At 61.6% G+C, this 21985-nt stretch carries 21 protein-coding genes; 10 read left to right on the forward strand and 11 right to left on the reverse strand.

Annotated features, from left to right (window positions below):
• Positions 1-254 precede the first annotated feature (254 nt).
• The 4 genes from OHL11_RS16595 to OHL11_RS16610 form a co-directional block, all read right to left on the reverse strand.
• Positions 255-2114: an amidase gene (locus OHL11_RS16595; RefSeq protein ID WP_263372660.1), complete on the reverse strand. Its 1860-nt coding sequence runs from the start codon at positions 2112-2114 to the stop codon at positions 255-257.
• Between the two features lie 85 nt (positions 2115-2199).
• Entirely contained in the window at positions 2200-2670 is a 471-nt protein-coding gene (locus OHL11_RS16600; protein ID WP_263372661.1) for a cytochrome c maturation protein CcmE, read from the reverse strand.
• Between the two features lie 15 nt (positions 2671-2685).
• A complete protein-coding gene (locus tag OHL11_RS16605) occupies positions 2686-2955 on the reverse strand; it encodes a hypothetical protein (RefSeq protein WP_263372662.1) in 270 nt (89 codons plus the stop codon).
• A gap of 63 nt (positions 2956-3018) precedes the next feature.
• Positions 3019-3513, reverse strand: coding sequence for a TlpA family protein disulfide reductase (locus OHL11_RS16610; protein WP_263372663.1), 495 nt, complete (start codon positions 3511-3513; stop codon positions 3019-3021).
• A 72-nt stretch (positions 3514-3585) separates the two neighbouring features.
• Here OHL11_RS16610 and OHL11_RS16615 point away from each other — a divergent pair, with 72 nt between their 5' ends.
• Positions 3586-4695, forward strand: coding sequence for a glycosyltransferase (locus OHL11_RS16615; protein ID WP_263372664.1), 1110 nt, complete (start codon positions 3586-3588; stop codon positions 4693-4695).
• 146 nt (positions 4696-4841) lie between these two features.
• Here OHL11_RS16615 and nth read toward each other — a convergent pair whose 3' ends face one another.
• Positions 4842-5636, reverse strand: a complete 795-nt coding sequence (gene nth / locus OHL11_RS16620) for an endonuclease III (protein ID WP_263372665.1) — start codon at positions 5634-5636, stop codon at positions 4842-4844.
• Positions 5637-6153: 517 nt separating this feature from the next.
• Between nth and OHL11_RS16625 the strand changes: the two genes are divergently transcribed.
• From OHL11_RS16625 to OHL11_RS16645, 5 genes are all read left to right on the forward strand, one after another.
• Complete coding sequence (locus OHL11_RS16625) at positions 6154-6609, forward strand: hypothetical protein (RefSeq protein ID WP_263372666.1); 456 nt, start codon at positions 6154-6156, stop codon at positions 6607-6609.
• 105 nt (positions 6610-6714) lie between these two features.
• Positions 6715-7551 carry a hydrogen peroxide-dependent heme synthase gene (gene hemQ / locus OHL11_RS16630; RefSeq protein ID WP_263372667.1) on the forward strand — a complete coding sequence of 279 codons (837 nt, stop codon included), beginning with the start codon at positions 6715-6717 and terminating at the stop codon, positions 7549-7551.
• Positions 7552-7717: 166 nt separating this feature from the next.
• Complete coding sequence (locus tag OHL11_RS16635; RefSeq protein ID WP_263372668.1) at positions 7718-8341, forward strand: DedA family protein; 624 nt, start codon at positions 7718-7720, stop codon at positions 8339-8341.
• A gap of 127 nt (positions 8342-8468) precedes the next feature.
• Positions 8469-9818 (forward strand): inositol-3-phosphate synthase, encoded by a 1350-nt coding sequence (locus OHL11_RS16640; protein ID WP_263372669.1) that lies wholly within the window; start codon positions 8469-8471, stop codon positions 9816-9818.
• Positions 9819-9894: 76 nt separating this feature from the next.
• Complete coding sequence (locus tag OHL11_RS16645; protein WP_263372670.1) at positions 9895-10518, forward strand: hypothetical protein; 624 nt, start codon at positions 9895-9897, stop codon at positions 10516-10518.
• A 57-nt stretch (positions 10519-10575) separates the two neighbouring features.
• On the opposite strand, the gene yihA is transcribed toward OHL11_RS16645, so the two are convergent.
• The 3 genes from yihA to OHL11_RS16660 all read right to left on the reverse strand — a co-directional run bounded on the left by yihA (position 10576) and on the right by OHL11_RS16660 (position 13928).
• On the reverse strand, positions 10576-11178 hold the full coding sequence (yihA, locus tag OHL11_RS16650) for a ribosome biogenesis GTP-binding protein YihA/YsxC (RefSeq protein WP_263372671.1): 603 nt from the start codon (positions 11176-11178) through the stop codon (positions 10576-10578).
• A 119-nt stretch (positions 11179-11297) separates the two neighbouring features.
• Positions 11298-13460, reverse strand: a complete 2163-nt coding sequence (locus OHL11_RS16655; RefSeq protein ID WP_263372672.1) for a protein-disulfide reductase DsbD family protein — start codon at positions 13458-13460, stop codon at positions 11298-11300.
• Positions 13461-13493: 33 nt separating this feature from the next.
• A complete protein-coding gene (locus tag OHL11_RS16660; RefSeq protein ID WP_263372673.1) occupies positions 13494-13928 on the reverse strand; it encodes a CoA-binding protein in 435 nt (144 codons plus the stop codon).
• A 113-nt stretch (positions 13929-14041) separates the two neighbouring features.
• Here OHL11_RS16660 and OHL11_RS16665 point away from each other — a divergent pair, with 113 nt between their 5' ends.
• From OHL11_RS16665 to OHL11_RS16680, 4 genes are all read left to right on the forward strand, one after another.
• Entirely contained in the window at positions 14042-15232 is a 1191-nt protein-coding gene (locus tag OHL11_RS16665) for a M48 family metallopeptidase (protein WP_263372674.1), read from the forward strand.
• A gap of 75 nt (positions 15233-15307) precedes the next feature.
• The gene (locus OHL11_RS16670; RefSeq protein ID WP_396270007.1) at positions 15308-16129 is read left to right on the forward strand and encodes a haloacid dehalogenase-like hydrolase; all 822 of its coding nucleotides are present in this window, start codon (positions 15308-15310) and stop codon (positions 16127-16129) included.
• Positions 16130-16750: 621 nt separating this feature from the next.
• Entirely contained in the window at positions 16751-18004 is a 1254-nt protein-coding gene (locus tag OHL11_RS16675) for a spinster family MFS transporter (protein ID WP_263372676.1), read from the forward strand.
• The gene (locus OHL11_RS16680) at positions 18001-19302 is read left to right on the forward strand and encodes a glycosyltransferase (RefSeq protein ID WP_263372677.1); all 1302 of its coding nucleotides are present in this window, start codon (positions 18001-18003) and stop codon (positions 19300-19302) included. The genes OHL11_RS16675 and OHL11_RS16680 overlap by 4 nt, the downstream gene beginning before the upstream one ends.
• A gap of 20 nt (positions 19303-19322) precedes the next feature.
• On the opposite strand, the gene OHL11_RS16685 is transcribed toward OHL11_RS16680, so the two are convergent.
• From OHL11_RS16685 to ispG, 3 genes are all read right to left on the reverse strand, one after another.
• On the reverse strand, positions 19323-19874 hold the full coding sequence (locus OHL11_RS16685; protein WP_263372678.1) for a hypothetical protein: 552 nt from the start codon (positions 19872-19874) through the stop codon (positions 19323-19325).
• A gap of 69 nt (positions 19875-19943) precedes the next feature.
• Positions 19944-20519: a TetR/AcrR family transcriptional regulator gene (locus tag OHL11_RS16690; RefSeq protein WP_263372679.1), complete on the reverse strand. Its 576-nt coding sequence runs from the start codon at positions 20517-20519 to the stop codon at positions 19944-19946.
• 154 nt (positions 20520-20673) lie between these two features.
• Positions 20674-21906, reverse strand: coding sequence for a flavodoxin-dependent (E)-4-hydroxy-3-methylbut-2-enyl-diphosphate synthase (gene ispG, locus OHL11_RS16695; protein WP_263372680.1), 1233 nt, complete (start codon positions 21904-21906; stop codon positions 20674-20676).
• Positions 21907-21985 lie beyond the last annotated feature (79 nt).

Here is a 21985-nt window from a genome sequence, read left to right on the forward strand (position 1 = left end):
CTTTGTGGGGCTTTAGCCCCTGAGGTGGAGAAGGCGGGCTACCTCGGCGACTAAAGCCGCGTTTTCAAGGCGCAGCCAATGTCGGGGCTGAAGCCCCGACCTACCGTTCTTGCCTCAACGCTTATCTTTCTTGCGGGGACAGGGATGTTGGTGTGGCGCGGCGTAAGAACGCAGATTCCCTGCAGGAATGACAAACAATAGGACAAGCGAATGCGATGAGGTAGAGACATCACGGATGTCTCTACCTCATCGCTTTACAGCTTCGGATGCAGGCCGAGAAAGCCTGCGGCCTGCTGGTAGGCGTTGGCGAAGGCGAGCAGGCGCGCGTCGTTGTAGAGGCCCGCGAGGAAGGTGATGCTGACGGGCGTGCCGGGCCCGCCGGTGTTGCCGTCGTTGGTCTCCTGCAGGCTGCGCGGGGCGGGAGCGTCTGCGCCGCGTAGGCCGTTGGGGACGATGATGGCCGGGTGGCCGGTGAGGTTCGTTGCCGTCAGCTGTGTGCTGGATGAGGTGGCAGCGACGATGTCGACCTGGTCGAAGAGCTTCTTCATGGCAGCGATGCCGAGCGAGCGGGCACGCATGGCCTGCACGTAATCGACGGCGGGGTAGAAGCGCGCGGCGCGGAAGAGGTTTGGCCAGTCGTGAGCGCTTTGGCCGTTGAGCAGGGCGTCGCGACCGGAGAGCGTCAGCTGGTCGAAGCTGGCTGCGCCTTCGGCTTCAAGCGGCGAGACCATTGCGCCCCAGGGGAGCTTGGGGAGCTCGACGGGGATGAGCGTGATGCCCATGCGTTTGAGCACGTCGAGCGTGGCGCGGTCGTACTTGGCGTCGTAGAGGCGGCGCGCAAAGCTCGCTTGCGATGCGGCGGTGCGCTTGGCGAAGTCCGCGTCAGACTCATCCTTCTTGCGCTCGGGCGCCTTCCATGTGGGCTCGGCGAAGGTGTCGGTGAAGTAGCCGATGCGGAGTTTGCGCCAGTCGTACTTGGCGTCCCAGACGAAGCTCGCTTCGTGCACGGAGTGGTCAACGCCGTCGGGGCCGAAGATGTGGCTCATGACGAGCGCGCAGTCTTCGACCGAGCGCGCGATGGGCCCCAGCTTGTCCATGGACCAGCTCAGCGGCATGGCGCCGGTGCGCGGCACGAAACCGAAGCTGGGGCGATAGCCGGTGACGCCGCAGCGCGTGGACGGCGAGGAGATGGAACCGAGGGTCTCCGAGCCAATGGCGAAGGGCAGGCAGCCAGCGGACACGGCGGAAGCAGGACCCGCCGAGGAGCCGCTGGAGCCTTGCATGAGGTTCCACGGATTGCGTGTCGTGCCGCCGTACCAGACGTCGCCCATGGCGAGCGCGCCGAGGGAAAGCTTCGCGACGAGGACCGCGCCTGCGGCGTCAAGGCGCTGCACGACGGTGGCGTCGGCGTCGAAGCTTTGTTGCTCCATGCCGCGACCGCCCCAGGTCGTGGGGTAGCCTTTTACGTCGAGTAGGTCCTTCGCACCCCACGGGATGCCGTGCAGTGGGCCGCGATATTTGCCCGCGGCGATCTCCTTGTCGGCGGCTTCAGCCTGTGCGAGCGCGCGAGCTTCGGTGAGGTTCACGACGCAGTGAAGCTTCGGATCGAGCTGCTTCAGGCGTTCGAGCGAGAGGCGCGTGAGTGTGGTTGGCTTGAGCTTATGAGTGCGAACGAGTTCAGCAAGTTCGCGCACGGTGGCGAAGGTGAGGGCGCTTTCGTTCTTCGCGAGGGCGGCGACGTCGGGTGCGGCGCTCATGTGCATCTGCTGCGCGACGGGCGAGGGCATGACGAAGTGCGCGGGTCGCGGGTCGAAGACCATCGCCGGAGCGACGGTGTGGTCGAGCGGCAGGGAACGCACTGTGCGCAGCGAGTCGCGCTGGTCGTTCACGATGTCCATGACCATGTGGCGCTGCTCGTCGGTGAGCTTGATGCCCGCGACGATCGCGGCGGACTCGAGCATCTCTGGCGTGATCGGCGCGAAGTCTTCGTTGGGGCGGGTGGTGTCTTCAGCACGCGCGGCCTGCGCGGAGAGCGCGAGCACGGCTCCGGGGAAGTATGGCGAGATGATTCCAGCGCGAACGCAGAGCGAGGCGAATCCACGACGGGTGAGCATAGCTGTAACTATACCGACGGTGTTTGCGCGCGCAAGCAGAAGGGGAGAGCGCTTGGCTCTCCCCTTCGTTGCTGCACGTCGTGCGTTAGAACTTGAGCGTTGCGGCGGCGGTGGGCTTCATCGGCGCGGTGTTGCCGGTGGGGGCGTCGCCTGCCTTGGCGGGAGCGTACTTCGAGGCGCACTTGGCCTGGACCTGCGTCGCGTGGAAGATGCCGTCGTGGCCGTAGGTGCCGATGGCGAGCGCCTGCGCGTCGTCCTTGAAGGTATCGGGTGGCGGTTCAGCGCCCTTGTAGTCCACGCGGATGGTCTTGTCGACCTCGACCAGCGTGAAGGTGGCGTTGGTGCCGACGCGCTCGATGGAGCCGGGCTTCACATTGCCTGCAACCCGGAGGTTCTTCGAGTAGGCGCTCTTGCCCATCGCGTTCAGCTCGGCGATGGTGACATAGTAGCTCTTCGAGTCCTTGGCGCCGGAGATAGCGAGCCAGGCGATCGTGGCGACGACAACGACACCTGCGATCACGAACTTCAACGGCGAATTTTGCTTCTTGTTCTGCATCAGCTTCTCGTGGATCTAGGCTGCGGGAGCGGCTTCCGGTTCGGGTTCCGGCTGCGGTGGGATGAGCGAAACCTGCTCGACGATATCGAGGCCAGAGCGGCGCAGAAGGCCGTGAACAACGGGTTCGGTGAGGCGGGTCGCGTCGTACTCCACGCGCACGGTCTTCTCGGCTTGATCAAACTCAAGCTTGCGAATGCCGTAGACTTCGCGGATCTTGGCGAGGGCCATCATAGCCGTCTCCGTGGGAGCGACACCGTAGCGATAAAGGACGTCAAGCTGCGTCATGGCTTTATTTTAGCAGCGCATGGCGTGCGCGATGTGACGCGAATCACCGGCGCGGGGCGATCATCAGCGTGCGGCGCTCAGCTTCTTCAGGTAGTCCACGATCTCGGGGCTGTTCCAGGTCTGCGGGCCAATGAACTTGCGGCGGATGACGCCGTTCTGGTCGATGACGTAAGACTCCGGCGGGCGAAAGGTGCCGAACTGCGCGTTTACGCGCTGCTCCTGGTCGATGTAGGTCGTGAAGTCGACGTGATGCAGCTTGAGAAAGTATTCGTAGGCGCTGGAGTCGGAGTCGATGGAGATGCCGACGAGTTCGACCTGCGGCATCTGGTGGTGAAGGTCTTCGAGTGATGGCAGCTCCTCGAGGCACGGCGCGCACCACGAGGCCCAGAAGTTCAGCAGAACGAGTTTGCCGCGCAGTTGCTGCGAGTTGATGGACTTGCTGCCGTTGGTGATGGAGAAGTTTGGCGCCGTGGTGCCGAGCTGTTCGGGGCGCACGCCGCGGTCGCAGCCGGAGGCAAGAAGGATGGTGGCGAGGGCGAGGGGGGCGAGGCGCTTCACGTCTCTATGATAACGAGGCCGACTAGCAGGGGTGCGCAGAATGTGAGCGAATGAATATGTCAGTATGTCAGGGTGACGACGAAGAACTTTACTCCTGTGCTCGGGCTTACCGATGATGCTCCGCTGACGCTGCCGAAGGTGCAGGCGGTGGTGCGCGATGATGCGACGCTGGATGTGACCGTGATCGTCCCGGCGCGCAACGAAGAGCGTCGCTTGCCGGAGTGTCTGCGCACGTTGCTTGCACAGGATGAAGAGCAGTTCCGGTTGGGGCGCGACTGGGAGCTGTTGCTGGTCGATGACGGCTCGACGGACGAGACGCTGAAACTGATGCGAGCGGCGGCGCGTGATGGCGTGACGGTGTTGCAGGCTCCCGCGCTGGATACGAAGTCCTTCACCGGCAAGTCGGCGGCGTGCTGGTATGCGGCGGAGAAAGCGAAGGGGCGGTATCTCGTGTTCACCGATGCGGACACGCTGCATGAGCCGCGCGATTTGATGCATGCGCTGTATGAGGCGAAGAAGCATGAAGTGGCGATGCTGTCGTACTCGCCGAAGCAGATCGTAACCGGGCTTGCGCAGCGTGTGTTGATGCCGCTGGTGTTTTCTGAGCTCGCGAGCGTCTACAAGCTGAAGGACGTGAACGATCCTGAGAAGAAGACGGCAGCAGCGAACGGGCAGTTTCTGATGGTGGAGCGCGACACGTATTTCATGGTCGGCGGGCACAAGGCAGTAGGGCGCAATGTGCTCGAAGACGTTGAGCTGGCGTGGAATGTGAAGACCTCTGGGCGTGGTCTGCGGTTTCGCTATGCGCCGGATGCGGTCTCGACGCGGATGTATGAGGGCTTCAGCGATATGAGCGAGGGCTGGACGAAGAACCTCGCGCTGCTGTTTCCTCATGCGTTGAGCCTGGCGATGTGGCGCACGCTGGATATGCTGCTCTGGCTGCTGCCGTTGGTGATCGTGTTTTATCCGCTGGTGCAGTGGCAGATGGTGGCGATTCTGTTGGTGTGGGCGCGAACGATTATGCGCTTCTACGGCCGCGTGAGGCGGTCGAATTTTCCATGGCTGGATGTGGCGATTTCGCCGCTGGGGCTGCCGCTGTTCGTGGTGCTGCTGCTGCGGAGTTGGGCGGGGCACAAGTTCTTCCGCGTAGTGAGCTGGAAGGGGCGAGAGTATCGCGCGTAGAGAATATCCCTTCGCGCACCTTGGCGCTCGTTGCGCTCTTTGCGTCGAAGGATTCCTTTCCTAAGCGTCATTGCTAACGCTATCGAAGAACTTCTGACGCAAAGAGCGCGAAGGTCGCTAAGGAACGCGACGGCATCTGTGACGCGCTAGTGCGAAGACCACGTCTTGTCCGCCGAGTTGCATTCGTGTTCGAGCGAGCAGTCGGCGCAGCGGGGCTTACGCGCGATGCAGACCTGCCGTCCGTGGTGAATGACCTCGTGCGAGTACTGGATCCAGCGGTCGCGCGGGATGACCTTCATGAGGTCCTGCTCGATCTTCACCGGCTCTTCGTTCCTGGTGAGTTCGAGGCGACGTGAGATGCGCTGCACGTGCGTGTCTACGACAACTCCGGAAGCGATGCCGAACCATGAGCCGAGAACGACGTTCGCGGTTTTGCGTGCGACTCCGGGAAGTTGGATCAGCTCTTCGATGGTCTGCGGGACTTCGCTGTGAAACTTGTCCACGAGCACCTGCGCGGCGCCCTTGATGTTCTTCGCCTTCGCACGATAGAAGCCCGTCGGATGAATGATCTCTTCGATAGCTCCGAGCGGTGCGGCGGCAAGTTTCTTCGGTGTAGGGAAGAGCCGGAAGAGCTCGGGCGTGACCTTATTGACCGTGACGTCGGTGGTCTGCGCGGAGAGCGCGGTCGCGATGGTCAGCTCAAACGCGTTGCGGTGCGTGAGCGCGCAGACGACGTTGGGGTAGGTCTTGCCGAGCGCGTCGAGAATGGCGGCGATGCGCGCAGGTGCGAGCGGCTTGGCGGTCTTGCCGCGCTTGATCTTGGGCGCGATAGGTTCGCTTGCGGCGATCTTCTTCGCACGCGCCGCGGGCACGCCTTCAATGGCGAGCTTGCGTTTCGCGGGCGTCAATTTCTGCGGTGGGGCTAACTTCTTGGCTTTCATGCGGACTCCTGCAGGATAGGACGATCGCGATATCGGATGTAATACGCCAGGCCTACGAGGAGGCCGTTCAATAGCGTTGCGCAGACAAGCCACGCGTTGAAGTTGCCGCCCTTGCGTCTTGCGGCTGATGCGATGCGGAACGGCCAGATGACTTCTAGCAGAAGGAGCAATGCAAAGGCCAGAGGCTCGAGTGCGATGTCAGACCAGTGTCGATCCGAAACGTTGTCGATAGTCGCTCGGATGCAGAGAAGTGTGATTCCGACGGCGCAGACGATCATCCAGGCTCTGCTGAATTGACTGCTGCGTTGCCAATCTCGCGTCCATCTGTCGAGCCACGAGCTCTTCATCGGCTCGGCTTGGATTGCTCCGTGCTGCTCAGCTGTGGACATGTCGAAAGGTTAGCGTAAGTTTCAGTGCGTCGAGGAAATTTGAAGCTGATGCAAAGCAGTACTTGGAGCCTCGCAGCGTCCGTGGCACAATCTCGAAAAGTTCAACAACCCGGAATTCAGGAGACGATATGGCTTTCTCGCATGGCCTTGCTGCATCGATGATTCTGCTTGGCGTTCTAGTGGTGTTCGGCATCTTTCTGTTGCCAAAAATTTTCTACATTCTGACGCTGCAGAAAGCGTTGGCGAAGTGTGCGCCAACCTCGCGGACGATGGAGCCGATGATGTTCTGGATCTTTCTGATCCCGCTGGTCGACATTGTCTTTCACTTCTTCATGGTGATGGCGATGACACAGTCGCTGCGCAACGAGTTTGCCTTGCGTGGTATTTATCCGCCGGAGCCTGAGTTGGGGCAGACGCTTGGTATTGCAACATGCGTAGCTGCGTGTTGCATGGTCATCCCGTTCCTCGGGACGCTCGCGTTCGTGGCGTATCTGGTGTTGTGGATCATGTACTGGATGAAGATTGCGAACTTCTCTCGCTTTCTCGATGCGCCGATCGTTGTGCCGGTGTATCCGCAGCAGTAATCGTGGCTCGCGTATCTGAAAGCCCTGCCGAATATCGGCAGGGCTTTTCGCTTGCGGGCTCCGAGTACACCGGGTGGATAATGTTTCTTGAACGGAGATATCGTCTTGCCAGAATTGCCACAAGTACCCATCACTCTTGAAGGTTCCAGCGTGTTGCACCAGATGTTTCGCTTTGACTGGGCGGCCTGGAAGAAGCTTCCTGCTGCAGAACGTGCCGCGATTGCCAGCGAGTTCAGCGAGATCCTTGGTCGCTGGGAGGCCGGCTCTGCGGAAGGGCATCCGAACCAGTCGGCGTTGTTTTCGCAGATCGGCCACAAGGGTGATCTGACGCTCATTCACTTCCGCGAATCGCTCGAAGAACTGAACCGCGCGGAGTTGGAGCTGGCGCAGAGCGGCATCTATCCGTATCTGCAAGTGACGAGCTCCTATCTGTCAGTCGTGGAGCTCGGACTGTATGAGTCGTCGGAGAAGATTTACTCGGAGTTGGCTGCAGCTGGGCTTGAGCCGGGCACGCCGGAGTGGAATGCTGGCATCAAGGAGAAGACAGCGCGCACGTTTGCGTCGCTCGCTTCGCGCCTGTATCCGAGCATTCCGCCAGCGAAGTACCTCTGCTTCTACCCGATGGACCGCAAGCGCGGCGAGCAGGTGAACTGGTACGCAGAGCCGATGGGTGACCGTCGCGCGATGATGCATGAGCATGGTCTGATTGGCCGCCGGTATGCGGACTCTGTACGCCAGATCATCACGGGTTCGATCGGCCTCGACGACTGGGAATGGGGCGTGGACCTCTTCGCAGAAGACCCGGTCGTCTTCAAGAAGCTGATCTACGAGATGCGTTTTGACAAGGTGAGCGCGGTGTACGCGTCCTTCGGGCAGTTCTTCCTGTCGGTGCGTGTGCCTGCGGCGAACGCATCACAGTGGTTTGAAGGAACGCTCGCATAAGTCATTGAAGCCGGGTGCCCCATATCGGCGCGGCTTCTGGCGCAGATGTGGGAGCCAGAATGTCGAGTTGTCCTGATGCATTCTGAGACCCGTGTCTGGAAGGACCCAGACGTGGGGCACCCGGTTTTCATAAGCGACGGTGTAGAGCAACGGTATACTTGCGGGAATGATCGCCAAGCTATCCGCCCTTCTGCTGGGACTTTCCGCCACCAGCGCCTACGTCGTTGTCTTCCTGCTGATGGCGTTGCAGTCTGCCTGCATTCCCATTCCCAGTGAAGTCATCATGCCGTTTGCGGGCTACAAGCTCGGCCACTCGATGCTGGATCTCGTGATACTGGCGACGATCGCATCGCTGGCTTCAAACCTCGGCTCGATCCCCGCGTACTACCTTGGCGCGAACGGTGGTCGACCGATGATCGAGAAGTTTGGCCGCTACATTCTGCTCAATCGCCATGACCTGGATCTGGCGGACAAGTTCTTCGCGAAGTTCGGCTCGCTGGCTGTGCTGATCGGCCGCATGTTGCCGATCGTGCGCACGTTCATCGCCTTTCCGGCGGGCATTGCGCGTATGAACCAGGTTCGCTTTCACCTCTATACGTTCATCGGCTCATGGCCGTGGTGCTTTGCGCTGGCGTACATCGGCATGAAGCTGGGCGCGAGCTGGGACACGAACCCACACTTCAAGGCGGTCTTCCATCGCTTCCAACTGGGCGTGGAAGTCGTGATCGTCGTCGGATTCGTGTGGTTTGTGTGGACGCACTGGAAGAACCGCGTCCGTACGGACGAATAACGGCCGTCTTCCACAGGGAAGTTTCCACAGAATGGCTGTGCGGTTGCATCCCGCTTGTGGGAAGAGAGATACTATAGCGTCCGCAATTCGCTACGGAACAATGCAGGTAGAAGGGTAAGTTTTAGCAATGTCGACTTCTGACGCAGCGCAGACTGGCGCAGCGAGCATCACCCCGCACAAGGGCAAGCTGGGCATCATGATTCCGGGTATGGGCGCTGTGGCGACCACGCTCATCGCAGGTGTAGAGGCCGTTCGCCGTGGTTTCGCCAAGCCGTTTGGCTCCATGTCGCAGATGGGCACCATCCGCCTGGGCAAGCGCACCGATGACCGTTCGCCGCTCATCAAGGACTTCGTTCCCCTGGCTCCGCTTGAAGACATCGTCTTCACCGGCTGGGATATTTTTGGCGGCAATCTCTATGACGCAGCCAAGACCGCTGGCGTGCTGGACCGCGATCAGCTGGATTCGATGAAGGACTTCCTTTCGTCGATCGAGCCGATGCCGGCAGCATTCGATCAGCGCTGGGTAAAGCGCCTCGATCCGAAGTTCCAGAAGGTGGGCAAGAACAAGTGCGACCTGGCCAACCAGATCCGCAACGACATCGCGGAGTTCCGCGCAAAGTCGGGCACCGATCGTCAGGTGATGATCTGGTGCGGTTCCACCGAAATTTACATCGAGCAGTCGGAAGTGCACCAGACGCTCGAGGCGTTCGAGAAGGGCCTCGTTGAGGACCATCCGGACATCTCGCCGTCGATGCTGTACGCCTGGGCTGCGCTGAAGGAAGGTATCCCGTTCGCGAACGGTGCGCCGAACCTGACGGTGGACATTCCGGCGCTGCAGGAGCTGTCGAAGAAGATGGGCGCTCCGATCGCCGGTAAGGACTTCAAGACCGGCCAGACGTTCATCAAGACCGTGCTCGCGCCCGGCTTCAAGGTGCGTCAGCTCGGCGTTTCGGGCTGGTACTCGACGAACATTCTCGGCAACCGCGACGGCGAAGTGCTGGACGATCCCGACAACTTCAAGACGAAGGAAGTCTCGAAGCTGGGCGTGCTCGAGCACATCTTCGAGCCGGAGAAGAACCCGGATCTGTACGGCGATATGTACCACAAGGTGCGTATCAACTACTATCCGCCGCGCGGCGACAACAAGGAAGGCTGGGACAACATCGACATCTTCGGTTGGCTCGGTTACCCGATGCAGATCAAGGTCGACTTCCTTTGCCGTGACTCGATTCTGGCGGCCCCGCTGGCACTCGATCTCTGCCTGTACCTCGATCTCGCGCAGCGTTCGCCGGCGTTGAAGCACCTGGGTATCCAGGAGTGGTTGAGCTTCTACTTCAAGGATCCGGATTCGGCTCCGGGTGTCTATCCCGAGCATGATCTGTTCATCCAGAACATGAAGCTGAAGAACACGCTGCGCCACGTGATGGGTGAAGACCTGATCACGCACCTCGGCCTCGACTACTACGGCAACGACTAGTCGCGACGACAAAACCTGACAAAGCCCCGGCGAGATCGCTTGTCGGGGCTTTTGTCGTTTCTGTAAGGTGTGTGACGTGAGTCAAGAGTTTCAACTGCAGCGACGCACTCTGCGTATGTACGGCGAGCTTGTGTCGCGCGAGCCGTCGTGGGTGGGCAAGCTCGTGGTGTCGGCAGGCGCTGGCGCGGCGGCGAGCGGTCTCGGGGCCGCTACGGCGCTGGCTGGCGGATGCTGTCTGCTGATCGATGCGGACAAGGATGCCGTGCGCGGGGAGTACCGCGACGGCGGCGTGGACTTCGTGGTGAACACGCTGGATGAAGCGCTGCGCGTGCTCAAGAATGAGTTGCGGCAGGCGCGTCCTCTGGTCGTGGCATTGAACGCTGAGGTGGCACCTTCGCTGTCGGAGATGGGCGAACGCGGAGTACTGGCTGATCTGGCGGTGAACGCAACGGGCGTGCCTGCGAACGAGCATTTGCAGCTAGGCGAGCGTCCCACGGACACGCTGAAGGCGTGGCTCCTGGAGCGCGATTGGCACGAGCAAGCCGTCGAACACCCGATGGAGCTGACGCTGGCCGCGGAGGATCCGCGGTTCGCGTGGGTGCGGGGGATTGCGCGTTATCAGCGTTCGGCGTCGCGCGAGCGGCGGGTGCTGTGGCTGTCTTCGGCAGAGTTGCTGAGCTACTCGTCGCGGGTGTTGTAAGCACGCAAACGCAGCCCCCCTTTGGGGCTGACGACTCCTGTGTCTTGCTCGCTGGAGCTAGGCTTCCAGGACGCCGTAGATCTCTGTCCAGAGGGCTTTGATCCCTGCGTCGCTCTTGCTGGAGACGGTGAGGATGCGGTCCTCGCCGTGGGCCTTCTTGAGCGCAGCGACAGACTTTCCGAGCTGGTTGTTGCTGAGGCGGTCAGCCTTGGTACCGACAACGAGATGCGGTCGGCCCATGTCGCGCAGCGCTTCAATGAGCATCGTGTCGGATTCCTGCGGGGGGATGTTGGTGTCCACAAGGCAGAGGCAGAGCGCGAGCTCTTCGCGCTCGTTGATGTAGGGCTCGATGAACTTCGGCCACTCGGCGGAGATCGACTTCGAGATCTTGGCGTAGCCGTAACCGGGGAGATCCGCGAAGACGATCGACGGCATGGCCTTCGCGCCTTCATGGAGGGCGAAGAAGTTGATGGCGCGCGTGCGGCCGGGGGTGGAAGAGACCTTTGCGGTCGCGGCTCCGACGAGCTTGTTCAGCAGCGAGCTCTTGCCGACGTTCGAGCGTCCGAGGAAAGCGACCTCCGGGGCGTGGTTGGTCTTCGCTTCGGTGGGGAAGTGCTCGGGCGCCATCGCGGAGAGCAGGAATTTCGGGGTGAGTTTCATAAGAGGGTCTAGGGTGGAGCGGAGCTGTAGCTCGTCAGGAGACTTCGTTTCGTTCGAGTTGCGAGTCGCGGGTCTTGAGCGGCGAGTTTTCTAAACCCTATACCCTAGACCCTACACCCTCACTTGGCGTCCGGTGCCTTCGAGTCGCGTTCGATCGCTTTGCTGACGATGTCCTTGGTCAGTAGCTCGGGGAGGACGTCGGGATTCGACTTCTCGCCCGGCGGGTAGATGACGTAGGTAGGCACGCCGGAGCGGCCTACGGACGAGAGCGACTGCGTGATCGCTGAGTCGTAGTTGGTCCAGTCGGCCTTGAGCAATTCAACGTGCTGATCGCCGAGTTGCTTGATGATGTCGTCGCTGCGGAGCACGGCGCGCTCATTGACCTGGCAGCTGAGGCACCAGGCGGCGGTGTAGTCCACGAAGACGGGGTGGCCGGTGGCTCGCGCGGCGGCGAGCGAGTCGGGCGTCCACGGCTTCCAGGTGAGGGTATCGACCTTGGGCTTGCGCAGCGGGAGGATGATGGCGAGCACGATCAGGATGATCGCGGCGATCGCCGAACCCCACTTGGCGGGCCATTTGCCAAGCGCCCAGCCAGCGATCGCGAGCACGAGGAACGCCGTGAGCAGCATGGCGGAGCGGTCGACGCCGTCAGCGGCGTAGAGCTTGCCGTAGACCCACGTCAGCCAGATCGCCGTGGCGAAGAGCGGCACGGCGGTGAGTTGCTTGAGCGTCTCCATCCACGCGCCAGGCTTGGGCAGGATGCTCGTCCACTGCGGGTTCATGCTGAGGATGAGATAGGGCAGCGCGAGGCCGAGTGCGAGTGCGGTGAAGACGGCGAAGGTCACCCACGCCGGTTGCGCGAGCGCGAAGCCCACCGCAGCGCCCATGAGCGGACCCATGCATGGCGTTGCTGCGACGACCGCCAACATGCCGGTGAAGAAACTGCCGGAGTGACCCTGCTTGTTGGCGAGGTTGTTGCCGGCGGAGGTGAGCGAAAGGCCGAGCTCGAACTGTCCTGCGAGCGAGAGCGCGAGGAAGAACATGAGCATCGCGAGGATGGCGACGAAGCCCGGCGACTGCAGCTGGAAGCCCCAGCCGAGCTGCTGGCCGCCCTGGCGCAACGCGAGGAGCGTGCCGACGATGATCCAGAACGAGACGAGGATGCCGAGCGTGTAGATAAGGCCGCTCAACCGCTGGTGCCTGCGGTCCTGCGAGCCGGTGTTGACTAGCGCGAGGCCCTTGAGGAAAAGCACCGGGAAGACGCAGGGCATCAGGTTGAGGATGATGCCCCCGAGGAACGCAAGCGCCAGGGCAGAGAAGACGGTGATGTCCGCCGTGCCGGGTTTGACGTTCGCGGGCAGCGCCTTCTTGGACGCGAGCGATAGCGGCGGAACAGCGCCCTTCGCGACGGGAATCGTGAACTCGTAGGTGTCGGCGTCGTCGCCCTTGCCGATCTTCAGCAGGCCGTGGAGCATGGCGGGCAGGGGGGCGTATTGCCCGGCGTGGTCGAGATCTTCGGCGCGCTCGAGCCGCAGGCGGACGCCGTCGTCGAGCGGCTCGACGATCTGGTCGGCGGCGTTGGCGATGACTTCCTTGTCGAAGGGGTAGAACTCGGCGTCGGTCTCGCGGTCGTCGCCGGTAAGGGTGAGCGCGAGCATCTTGCCGTCATAGACGGCCATCAGCTTTTCGTCGGCCGGGAGCGGCTTAGGCAGCCAGCCGATGGCCTGGCCAAGCGCGCCAACGACCGGTGGTGCAGGCAACGGGCCCTTGACGATGTTCAGGTCCAGGCCGAGGTGGGCTTTGCCGGGGATGCAGCGGTCGGAGCAGACGATCCAGTTGACGTGGGCGTCGAGGTGCACCTTGCCGGGCTTCAGTGTCTGGGCGGCGTCGATCTGGATGGGGAAGGCGACCTGATCCTCGTAGCCGTAGTCCATGAAGGGCCCGAGCGGCAGCCGCTGCGGTGGCGGGAACTGCATGGGGCCGGCCGTGATGCCCTTAGGCAGAGTCCATTTCACGCTGGGTGGTTCGCCGGAGTCGCCCGCGTTGACCCAGTACACATGCCACTTTTCTTCGAGCGTGAGCAGCAGGCCGATGGTGACGTGGTCGCCTGCAGCCACCTGCGGGCTGAGTGTGACGAGCTCCGCAGTAAGGTGCTCGGCCTTGAACGGACCCGCGGTGCCGTCGCCGACTTCCTGAATCTGAGCGGTAGCGCTGACGGCGAAAAACATGCAGGCGAAGGCCAGCAGAAGGCTCTGAAGCAGGCGGTATGGGCGGGTGTTCATCACTGGATATTGTATGGGGTACGAGGCGCGGTTTTACAGCCCGAGACGGCTATGTTCGATGAGGATGCAGCGGTCCATGACTACGCGGATGCCGGCCGCTTCGGCCCTGGCGGCGGCCTCGTCGTGGCGCAGGCGAAGCTGTACCCAGAGGTTGGGCAGACCGAGGGCGATCATCTCGTCCACGATGGCGGGAATGAACTTCGGCAGGCGGAAGACGTTGACCACATCCGGCTTCACAGGCAGATCGGCGAGGGAGGCATATACCGGCTCGCCGAGGATGGTGGCGTTGGGAGCTTCAAGCAGAGCAGCCGGATTCACTGGAAGGATGCGGTAGCCGTTGCGCTGCATATAGGCCGAGACCGAGTGCGAGGGCTTCATTGGATCGGCGGAGAGGCCAATGACGGCGAGCGTGCGAGGCTCCGCGGGCGGATGGCCGAGCATAAGTTTGATGTCGTCCGGCGAGTTCATACAGGCATTGGATGCGGTGAAGGGGCGGCTGGAACCGAACGGGTATGCGCCACGTCTAAGTTGGTAAGGGATACTGCGTCCGCTGTAGGATGAAGCCCTGGGAGCCCCACACCATGCGCGCACTCACATTGGCTTCACTCCTCGTCCTCGGCACGAGCGCGACCTTCGCGCAGACGCCGACCACGCCCGCTCCTGCGCAAGATCCCGTGCCAGCCGCGCAGACGCCCGCCGATAAGAAGCCGGATGCTACGCCGGCGGACAAGAAGACGGACGATAAGACTAAGGACAAGAAAGCTGCCGATGCGAAGGTGAAGCAGCCACGCACCCCGGATGAGATTGCATCGCCGGGCGAGGCAATGGCGACGGACATCAAGAAGGGGACCGAGGAAGATGTGAACGCCGTGGGCCAGCGCAATATCGGCAAGCGCGGCCTGGGTAACTGGTACTCGACGAACTGGGAGATCGGCGTCGGCAAGCAGTACTCGATGGAACTCGAGAAGAGCTCGCATCTGGTGACAGACCCGGTCGTGGTCGAGTATGTGAACCGCGTCGGCCAGAACATCGTGAAGAACTCCGATGCGAAGGTGCCGTTCACGATCAAGGTGCTGGACACCGACGAGATCAATGCGATGGCGCTGCCGGGCGGGTTTTTCTACGTCAACTCAGGCTTGATTCTCGCGTGCGACTCGGAAGATGAGTTGGCTGGCGTGATGGCGCATGAGATCGCGCATGTGGCCGCGCACCATGCGGCGCGCCAGATGACGACGATGAACTACTTCCAGATCGGCTCGATTCCGCTGATGATCTTCACGCAGGGCACGTGGACGGGCTACGGCATCTACGAGGCGTCGCAGTTGGCGATCCCGATGACCTTCCTCAAGTTTTCGCGCGTGTATGAGACGGAGGCGGACTTCCTCGGCGTGCAGTATGCGTACAAGGCAGGCTACGATCCGCAGGGCATGGTGACGATCTTCGAAAAGCTGGATGCGCTGGAGAAGCACAAGCCCGGCGCGCTCTCGAAGGCGTTCAGCGATCATCCGGCGACTCCGGACCGCATCGACAACGTGGAGGATGAAATCGCCACGCTGCTGCCGTCGCGTCCGGATTATCTGGTGACGACGAGCGAATTCGACACGGTGAAGGCGCGGTTGGCGCGCATCCAGAACAAGCGCGGCCTGGGCAGCAAGGACAAGCCGGGCAAGCCGACGCTGCGTCGCGTGGGCGGAAGCAACAATGATCCGAATTCGACGGACTCGACGAGCACGAAGGATGATGATCGTCCGACGCTGAACAAGCGAAACTAGTTTTGAGCGGCAAGAACGGCGGCCTTCGGGTCGCCGTTTTTCTTTGCGAGAATGATGGGAGCGACGAGGAGAACGATGGTGAGTGAGTTGAAGCGCGCGGCGATGATCTATGACTTCGATGGCACGTTGGCCGAGGGCAATCTGCAGGAACGCAGCTTCATTCCCGAGGTCGGCATGACAAAGGAAGCCTTCTGGGCCGAGGTGAAGGCGCGCAAGCAGGCCGAGGATGCAGACGAGATTCTGACGTACATGCACCTGATGCTGGAGAAGGCGCGGCTTGCCGGGCTTGCCGTGACGAAGGAGGCGTTGCGTCATCATGGCGAGAACGCGCCGCTGTTTCCAGGGCTTGCGGGCAAGGTATGGTTCGAGCGGATCAACGCGTTCGCCGCGCAGCAAGGCATTGCGCTGGAGCACTACATCCTGTCGTCGGGCATCGAGGAGATGATCCTTGGCTGCCCGATTGCCGATGCGTTCGAGAAGGTGTTTGCCTCGAAGTTTATCTACGAGGATGGCGAGGCCGCCTGGCCGGGAGTCGCGATCAACTACACGACCAAGACGCAGTATGTCTTCCGCATCAACAAGGGCATCTCAAACCACTGGGACAACGACAAGCTGAACGCGTTCACGGCGGAGAGCGAGCGACCGATTCCGTTTGAGCGAATGATTTTTCTTGGCGACGGCGACACGGACATTCCGACAATGCGCACGGTGACGGACAAGGGCGGGCATTCCGTGGCGGTGTATGACCCGAGCCGCACGGACCGCGATATGAGCAAGGTGCATCGGCTGATTGCGGACCGCCGCGTGGACTTTGTGGCTCCGGCGGATTATCGCGAGAAGTCGCAGTTGGAGATTATCGTGAAGGGGATCGTGGGGCGCATGGCGCGGGGGATGTAGCCGCATTGCGCTGGTATGCTCAATGCCATGTTCTCGCCGCGCTGGTTAAGCTTTTCGAATTGGGCTCGCTATCCACGGTGGGTAGATCTGCGCTCTACGCGTTCGCCAGAAGAGTGTGCGGCGTCACTGTCGCTGCTCACGCGACGTCGATCGAATCGGAAGGTTGCAGGACGGCCTCTGGTCGGACAGGTGCACGAGCTTGCGGGGCGAGTACGCTTTTCGCTTTCGTCTTTCGCTTACCCTTCACGTGTGTTGGCGTTTGAGTTGATACCTCAAGCGGATGGCGGCACCGTATTGCGCGGAGAACTTGCGGTCATGTTACCCATTCGATGTTTCAGTGGGATCTACTTTGCACTGGCTGTGCTCTGCGCGCCATACTTTCTCGTAAGTTCTTTACGGCAGCATAATGAACTGGGGTTCAGTCTCTTTCAGGGATTTATCACGCTTTTCATGGGGACTGTCTTCATGTTTGGCTATAACGGCCTTTGCGTTTGGATAAGTCGGCACATTGACTTTGTTACGGTGAGTCTCGTGCGTGAAGCGATTTCGAAGGAAGGCGCTGACAGCACGATTGCAAACTTGTTTCGCTATGAATGGGGCGAGGGCGCATCCTAGGTGAGTATGTCCGAGATCAAGAAGCCTGAAACGCAATCCGGTACGGCCAAGGGCGCGATTGTCGCGCTGACGTTGCTGACGGCGATGAACTTCGTCAACTACCTCGACCGCTACATTCTGCCTGCGGTGCAGGAGCAGGTGAAGAACGAGTTTCACCTGACGGACGAGCGTATCGGTTCGCTGACGTTCTTCTTCTTTGTCGCGTATGTGTGCGCGTCGCCGGTGACGGGCTGGCTCGGCGATCGCTTCCCGCGTAAGCCGATGATCGTTATCTGTGCGCTGGCGATTGCGGGGATGAATTTCCTGACCGCGCATGTGACAGGATTCTGGGAACTTAACGTGCGGCACATGGCGTTGGGTGTAGGCGAGGCATGCTTCGGAATTTTTGCCCCCGCACTGATTGCCGATTTCTATGCAGAAGACCGTCGCAACGGCGCACTGACGATCTTTAACGTGGCGATTCCTGTGGGTTCTGCGTTGGGTTTTCTTGCCGGGGGCAACATTGCGCAGACGCACGGCTGGCGTATGGCGTTTATCGCGAGCGCTGTGCCGGGGGTGTTGGTCGCGCTGCTGATTCTAGTCTTCATGCGTGAGCCGCAGCGTGTGGCCAAGACGGAGTCGCATAGCGTGGATAAGGCAAGTGCCGCTTCGCTGATCAAGAACGGCGCGTATCTGACGGCGATCCTCGGCTACGCAGCGGTGACGTTTGCGCTGGGTGGCATCTCGGTGTGGATGCCGACGTTCCTGCAGCGCTTTGACGGTCGCGAGATGGGTGCGGCGGGCACGATCATGGGTACAATCACCGTGGTGTGCGGTCTGGGCGGCACGATTGTTGGTGGATTGCTCGCGGGGCAGTGGACGAAGAAGACGGGCAAGGCTTTGTACTATGTGCCCGCGCTGAGCGCGTTGCTGGCGTTGCCGTTCTCGGTGCTGTGCTTCTTCGGGCCGAAGGGCTGGACGTTACCGATGCTGGGTGTAGCGGTGTTCTTCATCTTTCTTGGCACAGGTCCGGTAAACGCGGCGACACTGAACGCGGTGCCTGCGAACCTGCGCTCGGCTGCCATGGCCGGACAGCTGTTTGCGCTGCATGTGTTTGGCGATATGCCGTCGTCGTGGGTGATTGGCGCGGTGAGCCAGCATACGAACCTGCGACTCGGCCTTGCGGTCACGCTGGTCTCGATGCTCGTGGGCGGCATTATCTTCACGTACGGCGCGCGCTATGCGCCGGAACTGCACCACAACGTTGAGGCGACCGCTTGACGCTTCCGCAACTTGGCGAAGGTGGGCGCAGCGCGCTGGAGTGGCTTGCTTATGGAGTTTGCGCAGCGTGGATGCATCGCGCGGCCAACCTCGTCTGGCATATCGATGAAGTGCCGGACCTGGCTTCGTCAGACTGGGAGATAGGGCCAGCACGGCTGCCCTCGCTCGCGGTGATCGTGCCTGCGAAGGACGAAGAGGCAAATCTACGGGAGACGCTTGAGACGCTGCGCATGCAGGAGTACCCGTATTTGCGCGTGATCGTCGTCGATGATCGCTCGACCGACGGCACAGGCGCGATCGCGGATGAGTTTGCGGCGCAGTGGCCGGAGCGCTTCGAGGCGATCCACATTGCTGAGCTCCCCGAGGGGTGGCTGGGCAAGACCTGGGCGCTTGAGGTCGGCATGCAGCACTGTCGCGATGCTGAGTACGTCCTCTGCACAGACGCTGACATTCTGTTTTCGCCGTCGATCTTGTGGCGTGCACTGGCGTACATCGAAGCAAGTGATGCGGACCATCTCGTGGTGCTGCCGACGCCGGTTGTGAAGGGCTTTGGTGAAAGCGTCGTGATGAGCTTCTTCCCGGTGATGGCGATGTGGGCGGTGCGGCCGTGGAAGGTTGCAGATCCGAAGGCGCGGCGCGATGTGGCAGGTGTGGGCGCGTTCAACCTGATGCGGCGCAGTGCGTTCGAAGAGCTTGGCGGGTGGCTGCCGCAGCGCATGGTGGTGCTCGAGGACGTGACGGTCGGTCGGCGCTTCAAGGCCGCGGGCATGCGGCAGCGCGTGGCGTTCGCGCCCGGCATGGTGCTGGTGCACTGGGCGAAGGGGATGGGCGGCATCGTGCGCGTGATGACGAAGAACCTTTTCTCGGGCGTGAATTTTCGTCCGCTGCTGCTGCTCGGTGGCTGCGCGTGGATCGCCTTGTTCTTCCTTGTGCCGATCACGGGGCTCTTCTGGGTGCGAACGCTGCTGCCAAGCCTGCTGGTGCTGCTGTCGCTGTCGGTGGCGTATAGCGTGATGGGGCGCATTACGAAGATCAGTGCGCGCTTCGGTTGGGCGTACCCGGTGGGAGCGGCGGCGATGATCTGGGCGATGTTGCGCTCGATGCTCGCTGTGGTCTGGCGGCGGGGTGTGGTGTGGCGCGGCACGTTCTATCCGCTGGCGGAGTTGCGTGCGCAGAATAGCCCGTTTCGCTGGGAGAGGGAATCGGCGGAGCTGCGCGATCGCCTGCGACGCGAAAAGCCCTCGGGGCTGCGTATATTCGTCGATCGCGTGAAAGGACAAACGAAGAAGCGGCCGTGATGGCCGCTTCTTCGCTTTGGCTACTGCTGTGCGAGTTCCCGCTGGATGCTGCGGCTGAGGAAGATGGCGCTGAGCGCGAAGTACGCCGCGCCGAAGATCGCGTAGCCGCCGATGTCCTTGTAGTGCAGCTTCTCGTGCAGGCCGCCGAGGATGAAGCTCACGCCCGCGATGCCGGACTGCGCGCCGGAGAGGATCATCGGCCACTGGCCGCCCGAGGTTTTGCGGCGAAGGATGCCGACGGCGAGTTGCAACAGTCCCGCTGCCAATGCCCATGCGCCGAAGATCGCGACCGCGTATGCAGGATGGTTGAAAGCTGTGAGCCCGATGCCGATGGCGGTGAGGACGCCGGCGATGACGTTCACGATGAGCGTGGAGGTGGAGCTCTGGCTGCTGGCGCGCTTGAGGTCGTAGAGTGTGCAGGCGACGTCCCAAAGCGGGTAAGCGATCATCAAAGCCGCACCCAGCGCGAAGTTTGTGCTCGCGGAGCGGATGATGACGGCAGCCCAGAGCAGCTGCACCATGGTGCGCGTGAGATAGAGATTACGGAGTTGTTTGAGGGCGATGGTGTTCATTCGAGAGTCCTATCTTCTAGTAGGTAGATGCTTGAGATACGCAGAAACGCGCCTTGATCTGGGGTGTTTTTAAGACTGAGTGATACGACGGAGTGCGCTCTGTGTGAGTTGGCGGAAGAGTGTGCTCGAGTGGTTGACGCGGGCTGTGATCATCGCGCCATGCACCGAGGCCATGAGCATCTCGGCTTCGATATCGGCGGAGTCCTGCAGCTTGAAGATTTCTTGCCTGGTGCCTAGCTTCAGGTTCTTCGAGATCCATTGGCGGAGACACTTGAAGTGTTCGCCGACGGCTGCCTGTACCTCTTCGGGAAGGCCTGGGAGTTCTGCTCCGAGGAGTGCGGCGATGCAGATCGGTTCAGTCTGCTTGCGAATGCAGACTTCCCAGTGGGCGACGTACTTCTGCAGGCGTTCTGCAGGGGAGGCGAAGTGCTGATCCAGTGCCGCGTGGCCCTCTTCCATGCGCTGGCGATGCTGTTCGAGTACCGTGACCACCAGTGCGGTCTTGGTCGGGAAGTGGTGATGGATACTGGCTTTGCGGATGCCGACAGCTTCAGCGATGTCGGCAAAGCTGAATGCGGAGAAGCCGCGCTCAGCGAGCAGATCGTGGGCCACCTGAATGATGCGTTTTGCGGTATCGCCTTCCATACACGTCAGACTACCTACTGGTAGGTTTGGATGCAAGAAAGTTCTGCGAAAAAGAGAAAAGCGGAAGAGTCTGCCGTTGGGCGACTCTTCCGCTTTGTCTTTCGCTGAATGAAGGTTCATTCAGCGGCCAGCGATTCAGTTTTACGTGATCAGACTAGGCTTCGACGAGTTGCTTGCCGTAGCGCTTCTGGACGTACTCGTCGAGGATGACCTGGAACTCTTCGACGATGTGATCGCCCTTGAGCGTCATCGCGAGCTTGCCGTCGATGTAGACCGGGGCCTTGGGTTCTTCGAAGGTGCCGGGGAGCGAGATGCCGATGTTGGCATGCTTGGACTCGCCGGGGCCGTTCACGATGCAGCCCATGACGGCGAGCTTGAGCTCTTCGACGCCGGGGTAGAGCTTCTTCCACTCAGGCATAGACTCGCCGAGGTAGTTCTGGATGCGCTGCGCGAGTTCCTGGAAGTAGGTGCTCGTGGTGCGGCCGCAACCGGGGCAGCTTGTGACCTGCGGCATGAAGCTGCGGATCGCAAGCGACTGCAGGATTTGCTGGGCGCAGCGGACTTCTTCGGTGCGCGGTGCGCCAGGCTCCGGCGTGAGCGAAACGCGGATGGTGTCGCCGATGCCTGCGAGCAGCAGCGGCGAGAGGCCAGCGGCCGAGGCCACAACGCCCTTCATGCCCATGCCTGCTTCGGTGAGGCCGAGGTGGATGGAGTGATCGGTGCGGCGCGCGAGTTCAGTGTTCACGTCGATGAGGTCGCGGACGTTCGAGACCTTCGCGGAGAGGATGATCTGGTCGCGGCGGAGGCCATAACGCTCGGCGGCTTCGGCGTTGTCGAGCGCGGAGCGAACCATGGTCTCGAGCATCACGTCGCGGGTGTCCTTCGGCGTGGCGGACTTCTGGTTTTCGTCCATCATCTTGGTGAGCAGGGCCTGGTCGAGCGATCCCCAGTTGACGCCGATGCGTACGGGCTTCTGATACTCGACGGCGCACTCGACCATGGTGCGGAAGTTGTCGTCGTCCTTGCGTCCGATCGAAACATTGCCGGGGTTGATGCGGTACTTCGAAAGCGCGCGGGCGCACTCGGGAACCTTACGCAGCAGGATGTGGCCGTTGTAGTGGAAGTCGCCGACGATGGGCGTGTCCCAGCCCTTTTCGCGGATGCCTTCGACGATGTGCGGGACGGCCTGCGCGGCCTCCTCGTTGTTCACCGTGATGCGCACGATCTCCGAGCCTGCACGGGCGAGAGCGGCGATCTGTTGGACGGTGGATTCGACGTCGGCGGTGTCAGTATTGGTCATCGACTGCACGACGACCGGAGCTGCAGAGCCGACGCGGACTCCGCCCACGTTGACGGTTACGGATTGGCGGCGAACGGTAGGAGGCATACTTAGTCAGTTTAGCAGTTTTGGCTGCGGGGAGAGGCGTGGTTGGAGGGCGTAGGGGATAGGGTTTAGTGGGTAGCGA

It is taken from the genome of Granulicella cerasi (assembly GCF_025685575.1).
In the GTDB taxonomy this organism is placed as follows: domain Bacteria; phylum Acidobacteriota; class Terriglobia; order Terriglobales; family Acidobacteriaceae; genus Granulicella; species Granulicella cerasi.